14 protein-coding genes are annotated in these 16,444 nt (G+C 65.8%); 5 read left to right on the forward strand and 9 right to left on the reverse strand.

What is annotated here, in order from left to right:
* Positions 1-440: 440 nt before the first annotated feature.
* The gene (locus tag ACQR1Y_RS10710) at positions 441-1,070 is read right to left on the reverse strand and encodes an HAD family hydrolase (RefSeq protein ID WP_434877169.1); all 630 of its coding nucleotides are present in this window, start codon (positions 1,068-1,070) and stop codon (positions 441-443) included.
* Positions 1,071-1,115: 45 nt separating this feature from the next.
* Positions 1,116-2,252 (reverse strand): alpha-hydroxy acid oxidase, encoded by a 1,137-nt coding sequence (locus tag ACQR1Y_RS10715; RefSeq protein WP_434877170.1) that lies wholly within the window; start codon positions 2,250-2,252, stop codon positions 1,116-1,118.
* A 395-nt stretch (positions 2,253-2,647) separates the two neighbouring features.
* Here ACQR1Y_RS10715 and ACQR1Y_RS10720 point away from each other — a divergent pair, with 395 nt between their 5' ends.
* Positions 2,648-3,982: a S41 family peptidase gene (locus tag ACQR1Y_RS10720; protein WP_434859103.1), complete on the forward strand. Its 1,335-nt coding sequence runs from the start codon at positions 2,648-2,650 to the stop codon at positions 3,980-3,982.
* A 245-nt stretch (positions 3,983-4,227) separates the two neighbouring features.
* Here the strand turns inward: ACQR1Y_RS10720 and ACQR1Y_RS10725 are convergent, their stop codons facing one another.
* From ACQR1Y_RS10725 to ACQR1Y_RS10745, 5 genes are all read right to left on the reverse strand, one after another.
* Positions 4,228-6,939, reverse strand: coding sequence for a bifunctional diguanylate cyclase/phosphodiesterase (locus ACQR1Y_RS10725; protein WP_434877171.1), 2,712 nt, complete (start codon positions 6,937-6,939; stop codon positions 4,228-4,230).
* A 149-nt stretch (positions 6,940-7,088) separates the two neighbouring features.
* Positions 7,089-7,571, reverse strand: coding sequence for a cyclic pyranopterin monophosphate synthase MoaC (gene moaC, locus ACQR1Y_RS10730; RefSeq protein ID WP_434877172.1), 483 nt, complete (start codon positions 7,569-7,571; stop codon positions 7,089-7,091).
* Positions 7,572-7,577: 6 nt separating this feature from the next.
* Positions 7,578-8,396, reverse strand: a complete 819-nt coding sequence (gene trpC, locus ACQR1Y_RS10735) for an indole-3-glycerol phosphate synthase TrpC (RefSeq protein ID WP_434877173.1) — start codon at positions 8,394-8,396, stop codon at positions 7,578-7,580.
* Between the two features lie 15 nt (positions 8,397-8,411).
* Complete coding sequence (gene trpD / locus ACQR1Y_RS10740) at positions 8,412-9,425, reverse strand: anthranilate phosphoribosyltransferase (RefSeq protein ID WP_434859252.1); 1,014 nt, start codon at positions 9,423-9,425, stop codon at positions 8,412-8,414.
* A gap of 24 nt (positions 9,426-9,449) precedes the next feature.
* The gene (locus ACQR1Y_RS10745) at positions 9,450-11,360 is read right to left on the reverse strand and encodes a peptidyl-prolyl cis-trans isomerase (protein ID WP_434877174.1); all 1,911 of its coding nucleotides are present in this window, start codon (positions 11,358-11,360) and stop codon (positions 9,450-9,452) included.
* 223 nt (positions 11,361-11,583) lie between these two features.
* On the opposite strand from ACQR1Y_RS10745, the gene tpiA reads away from it, so the two are divergent.
* The gene (tpiA, locus tag ACQR1Y_RS10750) at positions 11,584-12,339 is read left to right on the forward strand and encodes a triose-phosphate isomerase (RefSeq protein ID WP_434877175.1); all 756 of its coding nucleotides are present in this window, start codon (positions 11,584-11,586) and stop codon (positions 12,337-12,339) included.
* A 36-nt stretch (positions 12,340-12,375) separates the two neighbouring features.
* Here the strand turns inward: tpiA and ACQR1Y_RS10755 are convergent, their stop codons facing one another.
* Both ACQR1Y_RS10755 and ACQR1Y_RS10760 read right to left on the reverse strand, forming a co-directional pair.
* Positions 12,376-12,903 (reverse strand): GNAT family N-acetyltransferase, encoded by a 528-nt coding sequence (locus ACQR1Y_RS10755; RefSeq protein WP_434859097.1) that lies wholly within the window; start codon positions 12,901-12,903, stop codon positions 12,376-12,378.
* 2 nt (positions 12,904-12,905) lie between these two features.
* Positions 12,906-13,472 (reverse strand): helix-turn-helix domain-containing protein, encoded by a 567-nt coding sequence (locus ACQR1Y_RS10760; protein ID WP_434859096.1) that lies wholly within the window; start codon positions 13,470-13,472, stop codon positions 12,906-12,908.
* 210 nt (positions 13,473-13,682) lie between these two features.
* Between ACQR1Y_RS10760 and secG the strand changes: the two genes are divergently transcribed.
* From secG to ACQR1Y_RS10775, 3 genes are all read left to right on the forward strand, one after another.
* Entirely contained in the window at positions 13,683-14,063 is a 381-nt protein-coding gene (gene secG / locus ACQR1Y_RS10765) for a preprotein translocase subunit SecG (protein WP_434859095.1), read from the forward strand.
* A gap of 167 nt (positions 14,064-14,230) precedes the next feature.
* Entirely contained in the window at positions 14,231-15,862 is a 1,632-nt protein-coding gene (locus ACQR1Y_RS10770; RefSeq protein WP_434859094.1) for a CTP synthase, read from the forward strand.
* 192 nt (positions 15,863-16,054) lie between these two features.
* Positions 16,055-16,381 carry an NIPSNAP family protein gene (locus tag ACQR1Y_RS10775; RefSeq protein ID WP_172109297.1) on the forward strand — a complete coding sequence of 109 codons (327 nt, stop codon included), beginning with the start codon at positions 16,055-16,057 and terminating at the stop codon, positions 16,379-16,381.
* Positions 16,382-16,444: the final 63 nt, after the last annotated feature.

The following is a 16,444-nucleotide window of genomic DNA, read 5'->3' on the forward strand; positions in this document are numbered from 1 at the left end:
CCCGCGTGGACCGCCGCCTTCGGATACCCATCGCAACCTCCCCATCGAGTGTTGCGATGACCGATTGAATCCGCCCCGGATGTCGGCTGAACCTGTGGTGACTGCCGCCTGCTTTTCTTGTTGCAGGCGGGCCATGGGTTGCGGCCTGCAGCCCGGCATTCCCTGCGCCCTCCGAGGGAGGAGGGTGATGAGTTCAGCAAAGCTCGGGCATCTCATGCCGCGAGAACAAATTTGCATGGTTGAAAACCGTCATTGCGAGCGCAGCGAAGCAATCCAGGGTGGCGGGCGGGACTCTGGATTGCTTCGCGGAGCCTGTCATCCGGCCGCGCTTCGCGCGGACCGGGTGGCTCACAATGACGAAGGACCTATTGATTGTTTCGTGCGGAGAGACTTGGGAGGAGAGACTTGGGAGGCAATGGCAACCTGCAAGTCAAACGCACTCAGATCCCCAGCGCCTGCATGGCCGTCGCCACATCATCCGTCGAACGGACCAGCACCGCCTGCAGCCCGCTGGCACGCGCGCCATCGACGTTCTCCGCGAGGTCGTCGAAGAACACGATGCGGTCCGCCGGCACGCCGATCGCAGCGACCACATGCGCGAAGGCCTCAAGGTCCGGCTTGCGCAGGCCGATCGACGACGACAGGAAGACCTCGCGGAAATGACCGAGCAGGTCGGCATAAACAGGCGAGAAGTGTTCGACGTGCGGCTGATTGGTGTTGGAGAACGCGTACAGCGGCAGCTTCTCGGCGGCGCGGGCCAGCAGCGGCGCGATGCCCGGCATCGGGCCGACGAAGATCGCGTTCCAGCCGTCGAGAAACTGCTCGTCGGTGATGTCGATGCCGAGCTGGCTGCGCAGATTGGCGAAGAACGCGGCATCCGAGACGGTGCCGCGCTCATGGCCGTGATAGATCTCGTCGCGCACGAAGCGCGCGGCGATCTGCTCGGCGGGACAGCCGGCATGCGCGGCCCAGCGCGAGGTGACCTCGAAAAAATCGATGTCGATGACGACGCGGCCGAGATCGAACAGCAGCGCATCGGCCGCGCCGGGACGGAGAGCGGAGGAGGGCATGGGAAGCTGCGGTCGGGCTTGAGGTTGAAGCGAAGGATCGCCTCCTCAATACCGATAGGGCTCGATGTCCACCAGCGGAAACGCGCTGACGACGCTCGGCATGTTGGTCGCGGTCGCCGGATGCAGATAGGAGCCGTTCAACTCGGCGAAGGAGGTGACGCCGAGCAGGCCGAGCGCGCGGATGACCTCGTCCTCCAGCAATTCGAGCATCCGAAGGATGCCGTCCTCGCCGGCAGCGGCGAGCGCCCAGCATTGCAGTCGGCCGATTCCAACGAGATCTGCGCCGGAGGCGATTGCCTTGATGATATCCGTGCCGCGGCAAAAGCCGCCATCGACCATGATCTTGGCACGGCCCTTCACCGCCGCGACCACCTCAGGCAGCACATGCATGGCGCCGCGGCCGTGATCGAGCTGGCGGCCGCCATGGTTGGAGACGTAGATCCAGTCGACGCCGTGATCGACCGCGATCTGCGCGTCCTCGGCGGTGGCGATGCCCTTGATGATCAGCGGCAGCTTGAACTTGTCCTTGATCAGCTTGACCGTGTGCCAGCTCAGCGCCTTCTGGTGATCGCCGCCGGTTGCGCGCAGCCGGCTCTCGCGCACATAGCGCTTGGCAATGTCGCGCTCGCGCCGGCTGTAATGCGCGGTATCCACGGTGAGGCAGAACGCGGCGTAGCGGTTGGCGACGGCGCGGCTCACGTAATCCTCGACGAAGGCGTCGTCGCCGCGGACATAGAGCTGGAAGATGCGCAGCGCGTCGGGCGCGGCCTCGGCCGTCTTCTCCAATCCCGGCTCCGACACCGAGCTCAGCATGTGCGCGGCTCCGAATCGGCCCGCGCCGCGAGCCACGCTCGCCGCGCCCGCGGGATTGAAGATCTCGAGCGCGCCGACCGGGGCCATCACGACGGGCAGGCGCAGCCTGCGTCCGAACGCCTCGACCGAGCCCTCGACCCGCGAGACGTCGCGCAGCACACGCGGCCGGAACGCGATCTCGTCCAGCGCCATCCGGTTCCGGCGCAGCGTGGTCTCGGTCTCGGCGCCGCCGATGATGTAGTCCCAGGCGTTCTGATTGAGCTGCGCGCGCGCCTTGCGGATGAACTCGTGCAGGTTCTGGAACTTCTCGTCGCTGGCGCCGAGCTCGACGTTGCGCCATCCACCCTCGATCGGGGTCTGTTGATTCATGCCTGCCTCCCAGCACCTGTTATCTTGCGTTATCTTTTCGCGAGCATTGCCCATCGGCGAGCCCCAGTGCAAGCCATTCCGAACTGGCGAGTGATCGCTTCGCCGCGGGCCAGGCAGGGTGCAGCAGCTCAACACGACTTGGTGAGCTGTGATCGGCCCGTCACCGTGGAAGACCGGAGAGGTCTGATCGGATCCGGCGAAGGCTGCGTTTCGATCTTGATTTCAGGCCTGAAACGTCCATTTCCGCTCAAGCGGGCGCGGTCGAGGGTTGGCGGCGCAATATCGGCCTTGAAGAAACCGAAAATGTGGTGTGAGTTCGCAACACCAATCGCGCCGGCGATGCGTGCGGACCAGTGAATCGGCCGGCCATCCAACAAACGCTCGGGAAGCAAACAATGCGGAAAAACTGGCTGTTCTTGGCGGGCACGATGACCGGCATCGGTCTGACCCTGATGGTCACCGGGCCCGATGGCGCGCAGCTCGTCGCAAAGGCCAAGGCGGCGGCCGGCATGGGCGACACCTATTCGCAGCTCAATTTGTTCGGCGCCGTGTTCGAGCGGGTGCGCGCCGACTACGTCGAGAAGCCGAGCGATCCCGCGCTGATCGAAGGCGCGATCAACGGCATGGTGTCGTCGCTCGATCCGCATTCGCGCTACATGAATGACAAGTCCTGGCGCGACATGCAGGAGACCACCTCCGGCGAATTCGGCGGGCTCGGTCTCGAGGTGACCATGGAGGATGGCCTCGTCAAGGTCGTCGCTCCGATCGACGACACGCCCGCTTCCAAGGCCGGAATCCTTTCGGGCGATCTCATCGCCAAGATCGACGGCGAGAACGTGCAGGGGCTGACGCTCGAACAGGCGGTCGCCAAGATGAAGGGCGGCGTCAACACCAAGACCAAGCTCACCATCATGCGCAAGGGCAAGGATGCGCCGCTCGACGTCGTGCTGAACCGCGAGATCATCAAGGTGCGGCCGGTGCGCTATCACACCGAGGGCGGCGACATCGGCTACATCCGCATCACCTCGTTCAACGAGCAGACCACCGAAGGTCTTCGCAAGGCCATCGCCAGCATCTCCAAGGACATCCCGCAGGAGAAGCTCGCGGGCTACGTCGTCGATCTCCGCAACAATCCCGGCGGACTGCTCGATCAGGCGGTGTCGGTGTCCAGCACCTTCATCCCGCGCGGCGAGGTGGTCTCCACGCGCGGCCGCAATCCCGAGGAGACGCAGCGCTTCACGGCGCGCGGCGGCGATCTTACCAAGGGCAAGCCGCTCGTGGTGCTGATCAACGGGGGATCGGCTTCGGCGTCCGAGATCGTGGCCGGCGCGCTGCATGATCACAAGCGCGCGACGCTGGTCGGCACACGCTCGTTCGGCAAGGGCTCGGTGCAGACCATCATTCCGCTCGGCGCCGGCAACGGCGCGCTGGCGCTGACCACCGCGCGCTACTACACGCCGTCGGGCCGCTCGATCCAGGCGCAGGGCATCGCGCCGGACATCGAGGTCAAGCAGGACGTGCCGGATGATCTGAAGGACAGGACCGATCTCAAGGGCGAGGCCGGCATGCGCGGCCATCTCTCGGCCGCCGACGGCACCGAGCAGACCGGGTCGCAATCCTACGTTCCGCCGGACGAGAAGGACGACAAGGCGCTGCACGCGGCCTTCAACGTGCTGCGCGGCGTGACCGTCAATGCGGATGTGCGTGCCAAGGCGGCGGTGCCGAACTGATCAGGACGGCGCGGCCAGGTGGCGCCGGATGCTTCACACCCGACGGGGCGGCCGTTACGGCCGTCCCGTCGTGGTTTTCGACCAGCGTGTACAGACGAACACGGAGTATGTCCGCCGGTGTCCGATAGATCATGGCGCTGAGGTGAACCGCAAGCGGCAGGTGGTACGATTCGGCGGATAGGGTTTGAATTCGGCTTGCGGAAAAGGCTCAAATTGCAGCGGTATTTATCGGTTTGGAACCGCGGTCAGGCCGCGTCGGACCGGGATCGCCGACGAGCATCGGGGTCGGCGCGGTGCGTCGCGAAGAGGTGGCGAACGTCGGCCGCGGGCTTCGGAGGGCTGAACAGATAGCCCTGCATCTCCGAGCAGCCGAGCCGTTTCAGCACCTGGCGCTGCGCCTCGGTCTCGACGCCTTCGGCGGTCGTCGACATCTTGCGGATGGCGGCGATGTTGACGACGGCCTGCACGATGCTCGCCGAGCCCTCGCTCTCGGTGATGTCCTTGACGAAGCAGCGGTCGATCTTGATCTTGTCGAACGGGATGCGCTGCAGATAGCTCAGGCTCGAATAGCCGGTGCCGAAATCGTCGAGCGCGATGCGCACGCCGAGCGCGCGGAGCTGATGCAAGGTGTCGAGCGCGTCGTCGTCGCGGATCAGCACCGCCTCGGTGATCTCCAGTTCCAGCCGGTGCGGCGACAGCCCGGAGTCGGCGAGCGCCTTGGCGACCTTCAGCGCCAGCGTGCCGCTCTTGAACTGCACCGGCGAGACGTTGACGGCGAGGCGGATGTCGTCCGGCCAGCTCGCAGCCTCGCTGCAGGCGACCTGGAGAACGTGTTCGCCGAGATCGTTGATCAGCCCGGTGTCCTCGGCGATCGGAATGAATTCGGCGGGCGATACGTTGCCGCGCGTCGGATGCTTCCAGCGCACCAGCGCCTCGCAGCCGACGATGCGGTCGTCCTGCAGGCTCAGGCAGGGCTGGTAGTAGACTTCGAGCTGGCCGTCGGCGATCGCCTGGCGCAGGTCGACCTCGAGCTGACGGCGCGCCTTGACCTGGGCGTCCATCTCGGGGGCGAAGAAGCGCCAGGTATGACGTCCCGCGGCCTTCGCGGCATACATTGCCAGATCGGCGTTCTTCATGATCTGGTCGAGATCGGTGCCGTGCTCCGGGATCAGCGCAACGCCGATCGAGGCATCTGCGGTGAGCTGGTGACCGAGGCAGTCGCGCGGCACGCGGATCGCGGCCAGGATGGCCTCGATCAGCCGCTCGACGTCCTGCTGGTCGCGCATCGATGTCTGGACGACGGCGAACTCGTCACCGCCGAGGCGCGCGACGAAGCCGGCGTCGCCGACGCAGGTCCGGAGACTCGCCGCGACCGATTTCAGCAGTTCATCGCCGATCAGGTGGCCGAGCGAATCGTTGACCCCCTTGAATTCGTCGATGTCGATGTAGTGCAGCGCCAGCCGCTGTCCGCTCGCAAGATCGGCCAAGTGCTGCTTCAACCGTTCGTGGAACAGCGTGCGGTTGGGCAGGTCCGTCAGCGCATCGTAGTGCGCCAGATGGGTGATCTGCTGCTCGGCGCGCTTGCGCTCGGTGATGTCCTCGTGGGTGGCGAGCCAGCCGCCGCCGGCGATCGGCTCGTTGACGATCTGGATCCAGCGGCCGTCGGTGGTCTCGATGATCTGAGAGCTGTTGCGGCCGACGTCGCGCAGCACGGCCTCGGCATATTCACTCTCGTCACCGGCGAGCGAGCCGGACGCCTTGCGGTGCGCGATCAGCTCGCGGAAGGTGCAGCCGGGCTTCACGATCTCGGCGGACAGGCCGTACATCTCGATGTAGCGCTGATTGCTGATGACGAGGCGTTCCGAGGCGTCGAACAGCAGCAGCCCCTGGGTCATGTTGTTGACCGCCTTGTCCAGCCGCTCCTTTTCCAGCGTCAAACGGCGGTTCGACGCCTCGTGATCGCTGATCAGGCGGCGCACAACGACGGTGAGCATGCCGGCGATCAGCAGCACCGAGGTGACGCCGACGCTGATCAGGAAGCGCATCTGCTCGCGCCAATCGGCCAGCGCGGCGGACACGGTGGTCGTCGCGGTCACGATCAGCGGATAGCTCGTCAGCCGGTGCGACGCGCCGATGCGGTGCTCGCCGTCGACGGGACTGTTGAAGATACCCGTCGTGTTGCCCTCGCCGGCAAGGATCTGCCGGAAGATGGGCGCATCCTTGTAGTTCTGGCCGACCATGCCGTCATGCCGCGGGTATCGCGCCAGCAGCGTGCCGTCGAAGTGCATCATGGAGATCGCAGCTTCGGGGCCGAGCGCGACGGAGGCGAAGAAGCGCTCGACATTGATGGGTTCGAGACTGCGGCTGATGATGCCGAGAAACTCGCCGGATGGGCTGGTCAGCTTCAGCGCGAGGACCGCGACATAGGTCCCGCTGATCCGGCCCACGATCGGTTCGATCAGCAGTTGCGGCGCGGTTGGATCGGACTTGAGGCGCTTGAAGAACGAACGATCGGAGATGTTGATCGCGGGCACCGGCCACACCGTTGCCGAATTGATCAGGTTGCCGTCGGCATCGAAGATGTTGAGGCCGCCGACATAGGACATCGCGCTCAGCTTGCCCTTCAGCATGGAATTGACGGCGGCCGTTCCCATCTGGTCGTGGAAGCGGGCGCCGGTGTCGATGCGGCTCTGCCGCACGTAGTTGGCGAGGTCGCGCTGGATGGCGGCGAAATCCTCCATCTGCTGGTCGAAATGGCGCGCCAGTAGCAGCACCGTGTTCTCGAGTTCCCGCGTCGCGCTGTTCAGCGCGCGTTCGCGAAAACTGTCGGCCATGATGGTCGCGCCGATCGCGATGGCAGCGATGAGCACAAGTCCTCCGCCGACCAGCCAGCGGATCGGACCGCCGCGGTCGTTCGAAGTTCTGAGGGCATCCCGTGGGTCGATCTTGGTCGTCATCGTCCTGAATACGCTTGCGATCGGCGCTTCGGGATGGAACGCATGACGCCCCTCCCACAACCATGGCTACATGCCCGCGATGGAAGTGAGGTTAGGAAGTTGAGTTAGCGAACGATTAATTTGAAGTTGTATTGAGATTGAAAATACCGTCAGGCGCGATAATGCCCGGACTTGCCGCCGATCTTCTCGGTCAGATGGATGCCTTCGATGCGCACGCCGCGCTCGGCCGCCTTGATCATGTCGTAGATCGTGAGGCAGGCGACCGAGACCGCCGTGAGCGCTTCCATCTCCACGCCGGTCGGTCCGGTCACCTTCACGGTGGCGGTGACGATGCAGCCGGGCAGGGCAACATCCGGCGTGATGTCGACGGTGACCTTGGACAGCGCCAGCGGATGGCACAGCGGAATGAGGTCCGACGTCCGCTTCGCCGCCATGATCCCGGCGATGCGGGCCGTGCCGAGCACGTCGCCTTTCTTCGCATTGCCCGAGACGATCAGCTCCAGCGTCGCCGGGCTCATCACGACGCGCCCCTCGGCCGTTGCGGTCCGTTCCGTCGCGGCCTTGTCGGACACGTCGACCATGCGGGCTTCGCCGCGGGCGTCGATATGGGTGAGGGACGGCTTCTCGGTCATCGCCGGCTACTCGGCCGCGCTGGCAGAGGCGGAATCACGGGCGAGCAGGGTACGTGTCGCCGCTGTCACGTCAGCCTGCCGCATCAGGCTTTCGCCGACCAGGAAGGTCTGGATGTCGACCCGTGCCAGACGCGCAAGATCCGCGCATGTGAAGATGCCGCTCTCGCCGACCAGCAGGCGCTCCTTCGGCACCAGCGGCGCCAGCGCTTCTGAGGTCGCCAGCGTGGTCTCGAAGGTGCGCAGGTTGCGGTTGTTGATACCGATCATCGGCGAGCGCAGCCTGAGCGCGCGGTCGAGCTCGGCGCGGTCGTGAATCTCGATCAGCACGTCCATGCCGCAGGCCAGCGCCGCCGCCTCGATATCGGCGGCCGCCGCGTCATCGAGCGCGGCCATGATGATCAGGATGCAGTCGGCGCCATGCGCGCGCGCCTCGACCACCTGATAGGTGTCGAACATGAAGTCCTTGCGCAGCACGGGCAGGGCGGTTGCGGCGCGCGCGGCGACCATGAAGTCGAGATGGCCCTGGAACGACGGCGTATCGGTCAGCACCGACAGGCAGGCCGCGCCGCCGGCCTCGTAGGCTTTGGCAAGAACCGGCGGATCGAAATCGGCGCGGATCAGGCCCTTCGAGGGCGACGCCTTCTTGATCTCGGCGATCAGCGCATAATTGCCGTGCGCATGCTTGGCACGGATCGCGTTGACGAAGCCGCGCGGCGGCGAGGCATTGCGCGCACGCGCCTCGAGTTCCGGCAACGGGCATGCCCGCTTCGCGGCCGCGATCTCTTCGCGCTTGTAGGCTTCGATCTTGGCCAGAATGTCGGACATGCCGGACTCCAGAGGTCAGCCGTTGGAAACGTCGATCAGCTGCTTCAGACGCGCGGCCGCCGCGCCGCTGTCGAGCGAATCGCGGCCGATCGCGACGCCTTCCTTCAGCGTCTTGGCGCGGCCCGAGACCACCAGGGCAGCGGCAGCATTCAGGAGCGCGACGTCGCGATAGGGGCTCGGCAGGCCATCTAGCACGCTCTGCAGCGCCACGGCGTTGGCCGCGGCATCGCCGCCCTTCAGACCGTCGCTGCCGCACAGGCCGAGGCCGGCTTCCTCCGGCGAAATTTCGAAGGTTCTGATCTGGCCGTTCTCCAGAGCGGCCACGAAGGTCGGACCGGTCAGCGTGATCTCGTCGAGCCCGTCGGAACCGTGCACGACCCAGGCGGCTTCCGAGCCGAGATTCTTGAGCACCTGCGCCAGCGGCTCGACCCATTGCCGCGAGAACACGCCGACCATCTGGCGCTTGACGCCGGCGGGGTTCGACAGCGGCCCGAGCAGGTTGAAGATCGTGCGGGTGGCGAGCTCGACGCGGGTCGGGCCGACATTCTTCATCGCCGGATGATGGGCGGGGGCGAACATGAAGCCGATGCCGGCCTCGCGCACGCAACGCCCGACCTGGTCGGGCTTGAGATCGATCTTGACGCCGAGCGCGGCCAGCACGTCGGCGGCGCCCGAGCGCGAGGACAGCGCGCGGTTGCCGTGCTTGGCGACCGGCACGCCGGCGCCGGCAACGATGAAGGAGGCGCAGGTCGAGACGTTGACCGAGCCGGAACCGTCACCGCCGGTGCCGACGATGTCCACCGCTCCGGCCGGCGCGTCGACACGCAGCATCTTCGCCCGCATCACGCTCACGGCGCCGGTGATCTCGTCGACGGTCTCGCCGCGCACGCGCAAGCCCATCAGCAGCGCGCCCATCTGCGACGGCGTCGCCTCGCCCGACATCATGCGGTCGAAGGCGGACGCGGCTTCGTCGCGGGACAGCGCAGCGCCTGTCGCCACCTTGCCAATGATCGACTTGAGATCGTCCATCACGCGCTTACCCCTGGCGAGCGATTATTGGTTGCTGCCGCCGCCGACCACCTGGGCCACGGCCGCCTCGTTGATCGTGGTCCCGATGTCCTTCTCGAGCTTGAGGACATAGGCCGTGCCCTGCTCGTCGGCGAGCGCGCGCTGCAGCTGATCCTTGAGCTTCTTGACGTCCTCGGACGCCAGATCGACCTTGGGATCGACAATGTCGGTGACGCGGAAGACGATCCATTGCTTTCCGCCATCGGCCTCGGTCTGGCCGACGCCGTCCTTCGCCGTGCGGAACGCAGCGGTGATCGCCCCAGGGGGGACGCCGGGCAGGCTCGCATCGCGCTTGAACGCGGTCGCGTTCTCCAGCTTCACGCCGAGCGTGGTCGCCTCATCCGCGAGCTTGCCGCCCTCGTTCAGCTTCTTGACCAGCTCGGCCGCCTTGGCGCGCAGCTTGGCCGCGACCTCGTCGTCGCGCCAACGCGCGGCGACCTGATCCTTGACCTCGTCGAGGGTGCGATCGCGCGGCGGGGTGATGCCGAGCACCTCGAACCAGACATAACCGCCGCGGAACGAGATCGGCTCATTGTCGACGCCGACATCGCTGTTGAAGGCCTGCGAGACGACATCGAGGCCGAGCGGAATGTTCGGGACGGGCTGGCCGTTGGGCTGCTTGCCGGAGCGGTCCACCGCCTCGACGGTCACGGCATTGAGGCCGATCTTCTTGGCGGCCTCGGCCACGCTCGCGCCGCCGCCGCGCTCGTCCTCCATCTTGTCGCGGAGATTGGCGACCTCCGACTTGGCGCGGTCGGCGGCGATCTCCTTCTTGATGTCGGCGGCCACGCTCTCATAGGCCGGCTCCTGGCCGGGCTGGATCGCACTCACCTTCACCAGCGCCACGTTGAAGGCGCCCTTGACCGGTTGGCTGACCTCGCCGGTCGGCAGCGAGAACGCGGTATCGGCGACCGCGGGGTCGAGGATGGCCGACTTCGTCACCAATCCGAGATCGAGATCCGCGGGGTTCAGGTTACGCTCCTTGGCGAGCTCGTCGAACGTGACTTCGCCCGACGCAATCCGCGCCCGTGCCGCCTGCGCCTCTTCCATGCTCGGGAAGGTCATCTGCAGGACCTGGCGCTTTTCCGGCGTGCCCATCAGGCCCTTGCGCTGATCGAACAGCTTCCGCGCGTCTTCGTCAGAGACGGTGGTCCACTTGCCGATCTCCTCGGGGGTCACCACGACGAAAGAGAGTTTGCGATACTCGGGCGCCTTGAACTGCGCCTTGTGCGCATCGAAATAGGCCGCGAGAACTTCGGGCGCGGGGGTCTCGATGGTGCCGGCCTGCGCCGCGTCGAGCTTGATATAGTCGATCGAGCGCTGCTCGTTCTGAAAGCGGCTCAGTGCATCGAGCATCGTGGTGGTCGGCTCGAGGCCGGCCGCGATGGTGCCGGTGATCTGCCGCCGCAGCGACTGCCGGCGCTGGTCGGCCAGATAACGTTGCTCGGTGAAGCCGAAATTGCGGATGATCGCCTGGAAGCGCTGCGGGTCGAAGGCGCCGTTCGGACCCTTGAAGTTGGGGTCGCTCAGGATCACGCGCATCGTCTCCGCGTCGGACTGGCCAAGACCGAGCCGGCGGGCCTGCTCGTCGAGCGCGGCCTCCGCGATGGTCTGCTGCAGCACCGAACGATCGAGCCCGAACATGCGGGCCTGCTCCTGGCTCAGCGGACGGCCGATCTGGCGGCCGATCTGCTGCAGGCGGTCGGTATAGATCTGCCGGAACTCGTTGATCGAGATCTCGGTGCGTCCCACGGTTGCAGCCGTCGACTGCCCGAAGCCCTTGAAGATGTCGGCGATGCCCCAGATGCCGAAGCTGACGATCAAAACGCCCATGACCACCGCCATGATGGTCTTGCCGAGCCAGTTTGATGAGGCCTTGCGTAATCCTCGAAGCATGGGTCCAGTCTGTCTGCAGGAAAAAGGATGAAGGGGCCGCGCCTTGGAGCGGAGTCCGCGGAAGGGCGCCACCGAGTTGGAACGGCTTATAAAGAGGCAGCCGCCCGGTCGCAACCTCGCGCCTGAGGCGGATTGAAGCGGTGGGAACACCGTTCCCGCTCTGGTACTCCTGCAGGGGCTCTGCTAGCCGATCTCCTGTCACAACGCTCGCTGGAATCCTGCCATGACCGACCGCATCCGCCCCCTGATTGCCGGCAATTGGAAAATGAACGGCCTGAAGGCCTCGATGACGGAGTTCGAGGCGATGATCGCGGGTGCCGCCGAGGTGACCGCGAAGGCCGATTTGCTGGTCTGTCCGCCGGCGACCCTGGTGTCGGCCTTCGCCGAGAAAGCGCATGGCAACAAGGCGATCGCGGTCGGGGCGCAGGATTGCCACGCCAAGGCGTCGGGCGCCCATACCGGCGATCTGTCGGCGGAGATGCTGGCCGATGCCGGCGCGAGCGCCATCATCGTCGGTCATTCGGAGCGGCGGGCCGACCACGGCGAGAGCGATGTTGTCGTGCACCAGAAGACCGAGGCGGTGTGGCGCGCCGGGCTGGTGGCGATCGTCTGCGTCGGCGAAACCCAGCAGCAGCGCGATGCCGGCCAGACGCTCGACATTCTGCGTGGGCAGCTCAACCTCAGCCTTCCCGAGGGATCGCAGGCCGATAACCTCGTCGTGGCCTATGAGCCGGTCTGGGCGATCGGCACCGGGCTGACGCCGACAGCAAAGGATGTCGAGCAGATTCATGCCTTTATCCGGGAGTTGCTGACCAATCGCTTCAAGGAGGAGGGCGCGAAGATGCGAATCCTCTACGGCGGTTCGGTGAAGCCCTCCAATGCCGCCGAGCTGATGGCGGTCGCGAATGTGAATGGCGCGCTGGTCGGCGGCGCCAGCCTGAAGGCGGCGGATTTTCTCGCAATTGCGAAGGGATGTTGAAGGGCCGTCTGAAGACAGCGCGCCAACACTCACGCCTCACGCCGCTTCTCCGAGGCGTTTCCAATAGATCTTCGTCCCGGTGAGGCCGCCATGCGGCTTCACGGCGTAGTCCGGAATGATGCCGCTGAGCTGAAAGCCGAGACCCTCGTACAGCTCCGACGCACCTCCGTCCTCGGCGGTATCGAGCACGAGCATCGTCCGTCCGTGCTGACGGGCGAGGCCTTCGGCGGCGCGCAGCAGCGCGGTGGCAATCCCGCGTTTGCGGTGACTGACGCGCGTCATCATCTTCGCGATCTCCGCGCGATGCGGCTGGTTTGGCGGCAGCTTGAGCTGCAAGGTCACGGTCCCCACCACCGCATCGCCGTCGATGGCGCCCAGCACGATGCGCTCGCCGCGCGCGGCGCTCGACAGCGAATCGCGCCAGAACGCGTCGGCGTCGTTAGTGCTGAGCGGGTGCATGAAGCTGACGGAGCCACCGTTCGCCACGGTCTCGATCAGCATCGCGTTCAGCCCGGCGCGAACGGCAGGTGTATCGGACAGGGGCGCAATTCGAATCGTGGACATTCTCAACTCCGGGCAAGCGCCACGACATAGGTGCAGGGCGCGTCGGTCTCATTGGCGAAGGTGGTATCGATCGGCGGGCCGAAGCCGAGGCAGTCGCCGGGGCTAAGCTCATGGCGCTCGGCGCCTTCGATGATGGTCAGGCGTCCGCTCTGCACCCAGAGCAGTTGGCGGATGTGGATGTAGGACGAGGCCGGCAGGGTCACGCTGCGGCGAGCGGGCATCTCGACGGACACCAGCTCGACCGGATGGTCTGGACGCAGGAACACCTGCCGCCTGAGGTAGCCGGTGTCCGGGTCGCGCCAGACCGGCTGCTCATCGGCCCTGGACACGCGCTCCGGCTGGGCCTCGGCGCGCAGCATCAGTCCTGCCAGGCTGAGCTCGAAGGCGCTCGCCAGCTTGACGAGCACCACAGCCGTCGGGCTCACTTCGGCGCGCTCGATCTTGCTGATGGTGGCCTTCGAGACGCCTGAGCGCTCGGCGAGGTCGGCCAGCGACCAGCCTCGGCCGTCGCGCTCCAGTTGAAGGCGCCGGGCGAGCCGTTGGCTGAAGTCGTCTATTATTTGATCCATTTGTCTCTAATAATGGAATGAAGTTCAGCTTTCAAGAGGAAGCGACGCCGCTCGTGACTGCGCTTGTGAGAAGCGCGGCTGCGATTATCTGCGGGGTGGCGTTGCCCGATTTGATCGTGTAACACCGCGCAAATTTCCGAATAGCCCGCGAAGCTCTCGCGATCCCGGCCTCCGGTCGGGGCCAGCGAGGGCTTGTGACGGAAGGTCACCATGCAGACTGTCTTGATCGTCATCCACCTCATGATCGTCGCCGTCCTGATCGGCGCGGTGCTGTTGCAGAAGTCCGAAGGCGGCGGCCTCGGCATGGGCGGCGGTGCCGGCTTCATGTCGAGCCGCGGCACCGCGAATCTGCTGACGCGCACGACGGCGGTGCTGGCGGTCGGCTTCTTCATCACCAGCCTGCTGCTGACCTGGCTCGCGGGCCTCGAGCGCAAGCCGACGTCGATTCTCGGCACCGTGCCCGGCCAGACACAGTCCGGCGGAACGCCGGTGGCGCCGGGCAGCGGCGGCGTGCTCGACCAGTTGAAGAAGGCCGACGAGCAGCAGGCGCCTGCGGCGCCGAGCGCGCCGTCCGCCCCGCAGTCGCAATAACGCGGGGATGCCATGCAGGAACGCAATTGGCGTCCTGCATCAGGAGGCGGTCTCAAGTTCCTGAGACCATTCATATTTCGACGTAACCCACAGGCCCGCGACAGCGTTGCGGGCCGACCACGATTCGTTTTGGCGAATCGAGCGCGCGGCATTAAAGGTAGGGTCCCATGGCGCGGTACATCTTCATCACCGGCGGCGTGGTTTCCTCGCTCGGAAAGGGTCTGGCTTCAGCCGCGTTAGGCGCGCTGCTGCAGGCCCGTGGCTACAAGGTCCGGCTTCGCAAGCTCGACCCCTATCTCAACCTCGATCCAGGCACGATGTCGCCGTATCAGCACGGCGAAGTGTTCGTGACCGATGACGGCGCCGAGACCGATCTCGATCTCGGCCATTACGAACGCTTCACCGGGCGGCCCGCGACCAAGGCCGACAACATCACCACCGGACGCATCTACCAGGACATCCTGACCAAGGAGCGCCGCGGCGATTATCTCGGCGCGACCATCCAGGTCGTCCCGCACGTCACCAACGCGATCAAGGACTTCGTGTTGTCGGGCAACGACGAGTACGATTTCGTGCTGGTCGAGATCGGCGGCACCGTCGGCGACATCGAGGGGCTGCCGTTCTTCGAGGCGATCCGGCAGCTCAAGAACGAGCTGCCCCGCGACCACGCGATCTACATCCATCTCACCTTGCTGCCCTACATCCCGAGCGCGGGCGAGTTGAAGACCAAGCCGACGCAGCACTCGGTGAAGGAGCTGCGCTCGATCGGCATCCAGCCGGATATCCTGCTGTGCCGCACCGATCGCGAGATCCCGAAGGAGGAGCGGCGCAAGCTCGGCCTGTTCTGCAACGTGCGTGAGAGCGCTGTGATCGAGGCGCGCGACGTCGACAACATCTACGCGGTGCCCGAGGCGTATCACGCCGCCGGTCTCGACGACGAGGTGCTGGCGGCGTTCGGCATCGAGCCGCGCATTCCGCCGGCGCTGGCAAGTTGGCACACGATCAACGAGCGTGTCCGCAATCCGGAAGGCGACGTGACGATTGCGATCGTCGGCAAGTACACGGGCATGAAGGATGCCTACAAGTCGCTGATCGAGGCGCTGTCGCATGGCGGCATCGCCAACAAGGTCCGCGTCAAGCTCGACTGGATCGAGAGCGAGGTGTTCGAGAACGAGGACCCCGCGCCGTTCCTCGAGCACGTCAATGGCATCCTGGTGCCCGGCGGCTTCGGCCAGCGCGGCGCGGAAGGAAAGATCCGCGCGGCGCAGTTCGCGCGGGAGCGTGACGTGCCGTATTTCGGCATCTGCTTCGGCATGCAGATGGCGGTGATCGAAGCCGCGCGCAATCTGGTCGGCATCACCGAAGCCAACTCGACCGAGTTCGGGCCGACCAGGGAGCCGCTGGTCGGCCTGATGACCGAGTGGCTGCGCGGCAATGAGCTGGAGAAGCGCTCGCAGACCGGCGATCTCGGCGGCACGATGCGACTCGGCGCGTACCCTGCAGCGCTCAAGCGCGGCAGCCGTGTGTCCGAGGTGTATGGCGGCGCGACCGAGATCTCGGAGCGGCACCGCCATCGCTACGAGGTCAACACCGCCTACAAGGACCGGCTCGAGCAGCACGGCCTGAAGTTCTCCGGCCTGTCGCCGGACGGCGTGCTGCCCGAGATCGTGGAGTACGAGGACCATCCCTGGTTCATCGGCGTCCAGTTCCACCCCGAGCTGAAGTCGCGCCCGTTCGAGCCGCACCCGCTGTTCGCCTCGTTCATCCAGGCCGCGGTGGTGCAGTCGCGGCTGGTGTAGCAGGCTGCGGGCCTCGACCGTCCTTGCGAGGAGCGCCAGCGACGAAGCAATCCAGAGTCCCGCTCGCGACTCTGGATTGCTTCGCTCCGCTCGCAATGACGGTCGGGGCTGACAGCTCGGCCTTTGACGGCAGCGGTGATTGTTGCGACAACCCTCTCTGAAGTCCGACAACGATCCTAGGGAGGCCATCCAATGATCTACGAGAGCCGCATCTATCGCTGCATTCCCGGCCGGCTGCCGGCGCTGCTGAAGCGCTTCGAAAACACCACGCTGAAGCTGTGGGAAAAACACGGCATCCGCCCCGTGGGCTTCTTCACCACGCTGATCGGCGAATCCAACCAGGATTTGACCTATTTTCTCGCCTGGGAATCGCTCGCCGAGCGCGAGACCAAGTGGACCGCCTTCATGACCAATCCGGAGTGGATCGCGGCGCGCGCCAAGAGCGAGGAGGACGGCCAGATCGTCGCCAACATCACCAGCCAGTTCCTGGTGCCGACGGCCTTTTCCGCGCTGAAATAGGTCGGCGCACGGGGATGCGGGGATGACTGTCCCCGCAACCCTGATATTCGCCGGTTTCTGCCG

The sequence above is a fragment of the Bradyrhizobium sp. HKCCYLRH3099 genome, assembly GCF_051167855.1.
GTDB lineage: Bacteria > Pseudomonadota > Alphaproteobacteria > Rhizobiales > Xanthobacteraceae > Bradyrhizobium.

What these genes read in the sequence shown, in the direction of transcription:
- ACQR1Y_RS10710 (WP_434877169.1), bottom strand. Translation starts at nt 1,070, where the DNA reads ATGCCCTCCTCCGCTCTCCGTCCCGGCGCGGCCGATGCGCTGCTGTTC.
- ACQR1Y_RS10715 (WP_434877170.1), bottom strand. Translation starts at nt 2,252, where the DNA reads ATGAATCAACAGACCCCGATCGAGGGTGGATGGCGCAACGTCGAGCTC.
- ACQR1Y_RS10720 (WP_434859103.1), top strand. Translation starts at nt 2,648, where the DNA reads ATGCGGAAAAACTGGCTGTTCTTGGCGGGCACGATGACCGGCATCGGT.
- ACQR1Y_RS10725 (WP_434877171.1), bottom strand. Translation starts at nt 6,939, where the DNA reads ATGACGACCAAGATCGACCCACGGGATGCCCTCAGAACTTCGAACGAC.
- moaC (WP_434877172.1), bottom strand. Translation starts at nt 7,571, where the DNA reads ATGACCGAGAAGCCGTCCCTCACCCATATCGACGCCCGCGGCGAAGCC.
- trpC (WP_434877173.1), bottom strand. Translation starts at nt 8,396, where the DNA reads ATGTCCGACATTCTGGCCAAGATCGAAGCCTACAAGCGCGAAGAGATC.
- trpD (WP_434859252.1), bottom strand. Translation starts at nt 9,425, where the DNA reads ATGGACGATCTCAAGTCGATCATTGGCAAGGTGGCGACAGGCGCTGCG.
- ACQR1Y_RS10745 (WP_434877174.1), bottom strand. Translation starts at nt 11,360, where the DNA reads ATGCTTCGAGGATTACGCAAGGCCTCATCAAACTGGCTCGGCAAGACC.
- tpiA (WP_434877175.1), top strand. Translation starts at nt 11,584, where the DNA reads ATGACCGACCGCATCCGCCCCCTGATTGCCGGCAATTGGAAAATGAAC.
- ACQR1Y_RS10755 (WP_434859097.1), bottom strand. Translation starts at nt 12,903, where the DNA reads ATGTCCACGATTCGAATTGCGCCCCTGTCCGATACACCTGCCGTTCGC.
- ACQR1Y_RS10760 (WP_434859096.1), bottom strand. Translation starts at nt 13,472, where the DNA reads ATGGATCAAATAATAGACGACTTCAGCCAACGGCTCGCCCGGCGCCTT.
- secG (WP_434859095.1), top strand. Translation starts at nt 13,683, where the DNA reads ATGCAGACTGTCTTGATCGTCATCCACCTCATGATCGTCGCCGTCCTG.
- ACQR1Y_RS10770 (WP_434859094.1), top strand. Translation starts at nt 14,231, where the DNA reads ATGGCGCGGTACATCTTCATCACCGGCGGCGTGGTTTCCTCGCTCGGA.
- ACQR1Y_RS10775 (WP_172109297.1), top strand. Translation starts at nt 16,055, where the DNA reads ATGATCTACGAGAGCCGCATCTATCGCTGCATTCCCGGCCGGCTGCCG.